The sequence below is a fragment of the Desulfobacterales bacterium genome, from assembly GCA_029211065.1.
In the GTDB taxonomy this organism is placed as follows: Bacteria; Desulfobacterota; Desulfobacteria; order Desulfobacterales; family JARGFK01; genus JARGFK01.
This window is the reverse complement of record JARGFK010000155.1, coordinates 1-7,700: the sequence shown is the minus strand read 5'-3', so window position 1 is coordinate 7,700 and position 7,700 is coordinate 1. Positions and strand designations below refer to the sequence as shown.

The window sequence follows — 7,700 nt, the reverse complement described above, 5'->3', positions numbered from 1 at the left end:
ATTACACACAACGGCCTAACTGGAACTACTCAATTGCTCCAGTGAAAATGTGAATTAATTTTTGCGTAAGCCCTAAGTGTTTTTACTCAGCCTAAACAACACATTTCCCAACCTAACAAATTCTTCCACGCTGAGTGTTTCCGCGCGCCGTAAAGGATCGATTGACACACTATCCAGTATCCGCTGGGCAGCTTCGCCTTCAAGGGCGAGGTCGCTGCCGGTCAGGGCATTTTTGAGTGTTTTGCGGCGTTTGGAAAAAGCCGCTTTTACCACCCCGGAGAAAAACGCTTCATCATCGGCCGCGAACTCAGGGGCATCTTTAAAGTCAATGGCAATCACCTCCGAATCCACCTTCGGCCGGGGATAAAAAAGAGCGGCCTTTACATCGGCAATGCGTTTGGTCTCGGCGCAATATTGCAGCAGGACCGACAGGCGGCCGTAGTCTTTGCCGCCCGGCGGAGACATGATGCGCCGGGCCAGCTCCTTCTGGAACATCAGGACGCAGTGACGGACAGCCGTGCGCGCCTTTATGAGCTGAATCAGGACCTGAGAAGATATATTATAGGGCAGGTTCCCGAAAACAACCAGCCTGCAGTTTTCCTCCCGGGCCAGTTGACCAATGTCGACATCCAGAATATTTTTATTTATCAGGGTGACATTGCCGCAATCCTCGGCAGCCAGGATGCCGGCCAGCACCTCCGCCAGGCGGCTGTCCTTCTCAACCGCGTAAACCTTTCGGGCGGACCGGGCGATGGGAATCGTCAGGGCGCCCAGTCCGGCACCGATTTCAAGAACCGCATCCCGGGGCATCAGCCCGGAGCGCTGGATGATCATTTGGGCGGTGGAGGGGTCATTTAAAAAATTTTGGCCGAACTGCTTTTTGGGAAACAGATTTTGAACACGGAGAATCTGTGCGGGTGAGGTCATGGCATTTCATCGAATAGATGCTTATCGACCCTGCGCGCGCGTAGGGTTGTGAATATTTTCCGGGTTATGAAATAGGACGCAATTCCCGGAACGATGCCGAGAATGACGCCCCCCACCAGCATGGCGATGGTGGCATCCGCCCCCAACTTGGCGAGCTCCGAGAGAGATTCGTATTTTGGATCAAAAGGGATCGAATTTCCCAATATGAAATTTCCGACCTTATAACTGCCCAGATAAAAAATGGGGATCGTAACCGGATTGCTGACCCACACGGCAATGACAGCCGCCGGCTTGCTTCCCCGCAGCAGAAAGGCGAGGACAAGGGCGATGGCCGTGTGAAAGGGAATGGTCGGCGTAATGGCGACAAAGACGCCGATGGCCATTCCCACGGCAATGTAATGGGGATCGCCCTGGAGCTTTTTGGCCCTTTCGATAAAATCATGGAGCCGCTGTTTCAGCCTGTTTATTGCCGTGTTCTTTTCTTTTCGGCTCTGTTCGTCCGGGTGCATGTAAATAGTTTTCAGTTTTTAGATTTATTTAGTTTCATGTGTCTGATTAACATGAAAGGGTTTACATATCAATGCTTCAATCAGCCTTTTGAGATGAAAACGGAGCGGGTCGAGGCGTTTTTTAGACGCTTTGATTTCGGACCAGCCCTTGACTTTCGGCGTGTTTTTACATATTTGTGATAACTAAATTACTGTGGTTTAAAACCGTTGGCTATATGCCAAGTTGGGGGAAGGCTGCCACGGGTCTTTAATACAAGGGGGCCCCATGCCAAAGAAAAGAGGAAAATCCATCAGTTTTGATGCAATGGTCAAGTTCTTCATGCAGAACTACAACATTCCCACAAAGGGCGATGTGGAAAAACTGATCACGCGAATGGATCGACTGGAAGAACTGATTAAAGCGTTGGTCGTTTCAGGCAGGCGCACCCGGACAGCCCGGACAAATGGCGCTAAAACCGGAACGGCCAACGGCGGTTCAGTCAAAACAGCTTCGGATAGTGTATTGGAAGTCATAAAAGCCGCCAAGGACGGGATCGACTTTGCCGATATACGCCAGCGAATCGGGTATGAGGAAAAAAAACTTCGCAATATCATCTTTCGGTTAAACAAAACAGGTAAGATCCGTCGGATCAGACGCGGAATTTATATAGCCATCTGATTGCAATGAAACTTTCCCCTCTACACCTGGAGCCCTCCGACTTTTGCAACGATGGGTAAATCCTGCAACTGCATTAAAAATGACTAAGAAAGGATAACGATGTCGGTAGATCCTAATAACCCGGACCTTCGTGAAGGTGACCGGATACTTGGATACCGCCTGGAGCGAATGGTCGCGCTGGCGGAAATCAATTCTATTTTTTATGAACTGGAACATACAGTCACCCGGGCCCGACACGTTCACATCAGCAACCCGGATACTGAAAATACGTTCAGCGTGGCATTTAAGACGGTTCCCACCGATTCGACCGGGGTGGCGCATATCCTGGAACACACCGTCCTGTGCGGCTCTAAAAAATTCCCGGTGCGCGATCCGTTTTTCTCAATGCTGAAAAGAAGCCTGAACACCTTCATGAACGCGTTTACCGCTTCGGACTGGACCATGTATCCATTTTCCACCCAGAACCAAAAAGATTTTTACAATCTCATGGAGGTCTATCTGGACGCGGCTTTCAGACCGATCCTGAACCCGCTTAACTTTAAGCAGGAGGGGCACCGGCTGGAAATCGAAGCGGCCGGTTTGCCGGCTGCCGACAGCCGTCTGGAATACAAAGGGGTGGTGTACAACGAGATGAAGGGCGCCATGTCGTCGCCGGACCAGGTGATGGGCCGCTCCCTGCTGAATGCGCTCTATCCGGAAACAACCTACCGGTTTAATTCAGGCGGGGATCCCAAAATCATCCCCCGGCTGACGTACGACGGGCTCAAATCTTTTCACCAGCGCCACTACCACCCCAGCAACGCTTTTTTTTACACCTATGGCAATCTGCCCCTCAAGGCCCATCTTGAATTTATTGAAACATCGATTTTAAAGAACTACGACTATATCGATCCCCGGACGGAAGTCTCCTCTCAGCCCCGCTGGGATCAGCCCCGAACGACCGCCTATTCATATCCGTTGGGAAATAATGAAGACCCTGCCAGAAAATGTCAGGTTTGTGTGGCGTGGCTCACCGCCGACATTAAAAAAACGGACGAGGTGCTGGTCTTGACCCTGCTGGAGCAGATCCTGCTCGGCAATGCCGCATCACCGCTGCGCAAAGCCCTGATAGATTCGGGCCTGGGCTCATCCCTGAGCGACGGCAGCGGTTTTGACGCCGACAACCGGGACACGCTTTTTGCAGCCGGTTTAAAAGACATTGAAAAATCCGCTGCCCCAAAAATCGAATCGATTGTTCTGGGCACATTAAACGACCTGGCAAAAAAAGGGATCGATAAAGAACTGATCGATACCGCCATCCATCAGATCGAGTTCCGCCGCAAGGAGGTCACCAACCAGCCCTACCCCTACGGCATCAAGCTGCTGCTTTCTTTCGGCGGGAGCTGGTTTCACGGGGGCGATCCGGTTGGGGCCCTGCAGTTTGACAGCGACTTGGAAAAGATTCGAAAAGCGGTTGCGGCCGGTCCGTTTTTTGAAAACGGCCTGAAACAATATTTTCTGGAAAACCCGCACCGGGTCCTGCTGACACTGGTACCGGACTTGACCATGGAAGAAAAGGAAACAAAGCGGGTGGCGGCCGAACTGGCGGAAATCAGGGCAGGGATGTCTTCTGGGCAACTGAAGGGGATCGAAGCCGATGCCCGGGCCTTACAGAAGCTGCAGGAAACCGAGATGGATGTTTCGTTTCTTCCAACGCTGTCCCTGGCTGAAATCCCCCCCCGGGTAAAGACCGTTTCGGAAGCGCCCGGGGACGGCCCCAAATGGCTGACCGCCTATGGGCAGCCCACCGCCGGCATTTTTTATCTGACGGCCGCCATCGGCGCCGGGGCCATAGCGAACGCGCAGATTCCGCTGATACCGTTTTTCTGCTACGTTTTTTCAAAAATCGGCACCACCCGGAGGGACTATAGCGAGATGGTCCGGCGTATCGATCGCTACACCGGCGGTATCGGTTTAAGTGCCAATGCCCGCACATCGTTCAGCAGCGCCGGAGACTGCCGGTCTTTTCTGTCGCTCAATGCTAAATCCCTGGTCCGTAATCAGCCCAACCTGTTTGAGATTGTCGAGGAACTGGTCTGTTCCTTGAGTTTTAAGGATTTGGTCCGACTGAAAGCCCTGCTGTTGGAATACCGGGCGGCTCTGGAAGCCATGATCGTTCATAACGGCCATCGGCTGGCCATGTCCCTGGCTTCCCGAAACTTTTCCGCAGCCGAGGCCTTGGATGAGGCCTGGCATGGGGTCCACCAGCTTAAAACGATAAAAGCGCTGACCGCCGACCTGACGGACAGCACCTTACAGTCGCTTGCAGACCGCTTAACAGCCATCGCCAAGTTTCTGTTGACGCGTGAAAATATAAAGGTCGCGCTGATCGGGGAGGCGGCCGGCCTGGCGGATGCCAGGACGTCTGCCGCAGCACTCCACGGCAGCATGCCTGCCGGGCCCGCTGACGGTTTCGGCGCTCCCGCCCTCGACATCTGCAATGAAATTCCCCGCGAAGGCTGGACAACCTCTACGGCGGTTTCGTTTGTGGCCCGTACGTTCCGGACGGTCAGAATGGATCATGAAGACGCCCCGGCGCTTGCTGTGATCGCCAAGATGCTGCGATCCTTGTATCTGCACCGCGAGATTCGCGAAAAAGGCGGGGCCTACGGCGGGTTCAGCATCTACAGCCCCGAAAACGGACTGTTCAGTTTCGGATCATACCGGGATCCCCGTATTGTAGAGACGCTATCGGTGTATGACGGGGTCAGCGGTTTTGTCCGCTCCAAAAGCATTACGGATGGGGATGTCACGGAAGCGACGCTGCAGGTCTGCTCCGAGATCGACAAACCCGATCCGCCCGGTCCGGCCGCCCGCAAAGCCTTTTACCGCAAAATGATATCCCTGTCGGACGAGGCACGCAACCGCTTTAAAAGCGGGGTCTTGTCGCTGTCAAAAAGCCGGGTTCAGGAAACGGCCGAAAAGTACTTCCAAGAAGGGGTTCAGGAGCAGGCCGTTGCGGTCATATCCGGTGAAGCGCAATTAAAGGCCGCCAATGAAAAGTTCAAAGATTGCCCGTTGAAAATATATCCCATTTAAAAGTGAATTTTCGCTGGGGACGATAACTTGCCGATGGTCAGACTTTTCATATTTTCCAACCTATTTCATTCCGGCTTCTTTTAATTTGCGCCAGAGTGTCGTCCTGCTGATGCCTAGTTCTTTTGCCGCTTTAGTTTTGGAAAATTGTGCATTTTCTAAGGTTTTATTAATTATCATCAATTCTTGGTCCATCTTCTTCGCTTTTATATTTAGCTTAAATGGCTCCACCGACGAAACGGAATTTGTGACCTGACAGCCGGGCGGGTATTGAATCAATTCATCGTATAACTCGTCAATCGCGTCGATACTGCACCGCAAATTACAATTCAGAACCAACCTCTCTGCAAAATTTCGAAGCTGCCGGACATTTCCAGGCCATGAATACTCCTTTAGCTTATGGACAAAGGAAATTGGCAGGGCAATGGGGTCCAATCCGTGTTTGGCAGAAAGTTTGCGGATGAAATAATCTAATAAAACAGGAATATCTTCGGTCCTGTTTTTTACTGGCGGAATAGTGATTCGGAGTACGTTCAGCCGGAAGAAAAGATCTTCCCGGAATATTCCTTCTTGAACGGATATGCCCAAATCCTTGCCGGCGGCTGCCAGGATTCGAACATCAATGGGGACCGTGCGATCGGCCCCGAGTCGCATGACTTCTTTTTCCTGTAAGACCCTTAGCAGTCGCATTTGCACACTGAGTGGCGTGGTGTCGATTTCATCAAGGAAGATTGTTCCTTTATGCGCAAGTTCAAATCTTCCCGGTTTGCCTCCTTTTTTTGAACCGGTGAAAGCACCCTCTTCGTATCCAAAAAGCTCGCTTTCAAGCAATTGCTCAGGAAGGGCCGCGCAGTGGACGGATACAAATGGTTTTTTAGCTCTATCGCTTAAGTTATGAATACTCTGGGCTATAATTTCTTTACCGGTTCCCGTTGCTCCCATTATCAGAATGGTCGAGTCTGTCTTTGCAAACTGTGTGGCCCTTATTGCAATATCGCGCATAATAGCGCTTTCGTGGATTAGATCCTCGAAAAAATATTTGGCTATCAAACCTTTCGAAAGAGAATGTCTGACAACGTTTTCTGCCTTCATAACGTTGGCGATATCTTTGAAGGTCGAAACTCCTCCTATGACTTCATTGTTCATCGTCACGGGCAAGTGATTAAAAATATATAACTCATTATTAACCTTTTCGAGTTTATTACGAACCGGCACTTCTGAATTCAAAAGCCGTAATAACGATTCACTGTTTACATATCGGGAAGCCGATTGGTCTATGATTTCTTGAGATTTGATTTCCAGCAGTTTCCGTGCGACCTGATTGATTGTTTTGATTCGCCCGGCGTTATCCACACCTATAATGCCTTCTGTGGTTGCATCAATGACACATTGATAATGATAGGCTTTTTTTTGTTCTTCCCGCCGGGCTTGAGCGGCTGATATGGCATTTTCAAAAGTTTCGAACAGAATTTCTTCGTTGGTTTCAAATTCAACACATTTTAAAGCATATTTTTCTGCAATCCGTATAGTCGATCCGCCGCCGACGGCCACATTGCAACCAAGAGATTTAGCGGACAGGATGGAACTTTCCATGGAGGCAATGTCTGTATATATACCCTGAATAATTTTAATATTGAGAAGTTCTTCCAGGATATCAATACCCGCTATTTTATTTAAAAATGCAGTTAGGACGATTTTGCTGCCGAGGGTGGCAGCTTTTTTAAGACTTTTAACGATATCAATTGAGGCCTGGGGGATGGAAAAAACGGGTATGCGTAAGTTTTCGCGAAGCATGTGGGCGGTGCCGCGGCGGCTGATGATGGCTTCAACACCTTCGGATTCCATTTTTTTTCCGGCAGTGATGGCTTCATCCAGGCCTTTACAGGCAACATGAATATTCTGACCGCGTTCTTTAGCAATGGTTTTGAATTGCTCAACCAATGAAGCTGTGGAGATAACCACGCCGACCTCATATTTTTTATCCCACATCATTTCCCCCTAAGAAAACGTAACATGTTGAAACGATATGTTTCATTATTGTTTCCGCTTGTCAAGTTTATTAAACAATATATCTATTCTCCGGGAACAGAAAGACAGTTTCGGTTTTTTAAATCTTGGATTTTCCAGGGCGTGTCATGCGTGACGGTTTGTTCGGTGAAATCACACACGATTCCATGTTAACTATTTAAAATATAGAGTTAATTTAAATCAGCCAGATTCCAACAAGGGCAGTCGATAATGATGGGTTCAGACGGTTTTTTTAAAATCATTATTAGAACCGATCTCATGTTTTCTGAATCTAACTGTTACTGGCATGCAATATGCAAAACACTTTTATTATATGAATCGGGATTAAATACGTGTGACGCTCTGCTTTTCTATTCGGGGGTCGTTTCTCAATAATAACCAATCATATCGAGAGAGGGAGGAACTATGAAAAAAGCAAAATGTATTGTGATGGGATTGTTGTTTGCCGGCCTGCTGCTTTCCGGCAACTGGCAGGCGGTTGCAGCCGAGTACCCTGAAAGAGG

The 7,700-nt window shown here is 49.7% G+C and carries 5 protein-coding genes; 2 read left to right on the top strand and 3 right to left on the bottom strand.

From position 1 onward, the window contains the following. Nucleotides 1–72: 72 nt before the first annotated feature. Together rsmA and P1P89_21235 are read right to left on the bottom strand one after the other, a co-directional pair. Nucleotides 73–927, bottom strand: coding sequence for a 16S rRNA (adenine(1518)-N(6)/adenine(1519)-N(6))-dimethyltransferase RsmA (gene rsmA / locus P1P89_21240; protein MDF1594041.1), 855 nt, complete (start codon nucleotides 925–927; stop codon nucleotides 73–75). Beyond that, nucleotides 924–1,436: a DUF2062 domain-containing protein gene (locus P1P89_21235; GenBank protein MDF1594040.1), complete on the bottom strand. Its 513-nt coding sequence runs from the start codon at nucleotides 1,434–1,436 to the stop codon at nucleotides 924–926. The genes rsmA and P1P89_21235 overlap by 4 nt, the downstream gene beginning before the upstream one ends. Nucleotides 1,437–1,701: 265 nt before the next feature. Here P1P89_21235 and P1P89_21230 point away from each other — a divergent pair, with 265 nt between their 5' ends. Together P1P89_21230 and P1P89_21225 are read left to right on the top strand one after the other, a co-directional pair. Beyond that, nucleotides 1,702–2,094, top strand: coding sequence for a hypothetical protein (locus P1P89_21230; GenBank protein ID MDF1594039.1), 393 nt, complete (start codon nucleotides 1,702–1,704; stop codon nucleotides 2,092–2,094). 99 nt (nucleotides 2,095–2,193) lie between these two features. Beyond that, nucleotides 2,194–5,172, top strand: coding sequence for an insulinase family protein (locus tag P1P89_21225; protein ID MDF1594038.1), 2,979 nt, complete (start codon nucleotides 2,194–2,196; stop codon nucleotides 5,170–5,172). 60 nt (nucleotides 5,173–5,232) lie between these two features. On the opposite strand, the gene P1P89_21220 is transcribed toward P1P89_21225, so the two are convergent. Further along, nucleotides 5,233–7,161, bottom strand: coding sequence for a sigma 54-interacting transcriptional regulator (locus P1P89_21220; GenBank protein MDF1594037.1), 1,929 nt, complete (start codon nucleotides 7,159–7,161; stop codon nucleotides 5,233–5,235). Nucleotides 7,162–7,700 lie beyond the last annotated feature (539 nt).

Coding starts and splice junctions, on each gene's coding strand:
- rsmA (MDF1594041.1), bottom strand. CDS start 927: ATGACCTCACCCGCACAGATTCTCCGTGTTCAAAATCTGTTTCCCAAA.
- P1P89_21235 (MDF1594040.1), bottom strand. CDS start 1,436: ATGCACCCGGACGAACAGAGCCGAAAAGAAAAGAACACGGCAATAAAC.
- P1P89_21230 (MDF1594039.1), top strand. CDS start 1,702: ATGCCAAAGAAAAGAGGAAAATCCATCAGTTTTGATGCAATGGTCAAG.
- P1P89_21225 (MDF1594038.1), top strand. CDS start 2,194: ATGTCGGTAGATCCTAATAACCCGGACCTTCGTGAAGGTGACCGGATA.
- P1P89_21220 (MDF1594037.1), bottom strand. CDS start 7,161: ATGATGTGGGATAAAAAATATGAGGTCGGCGTGGTTATCTCCACAGCT.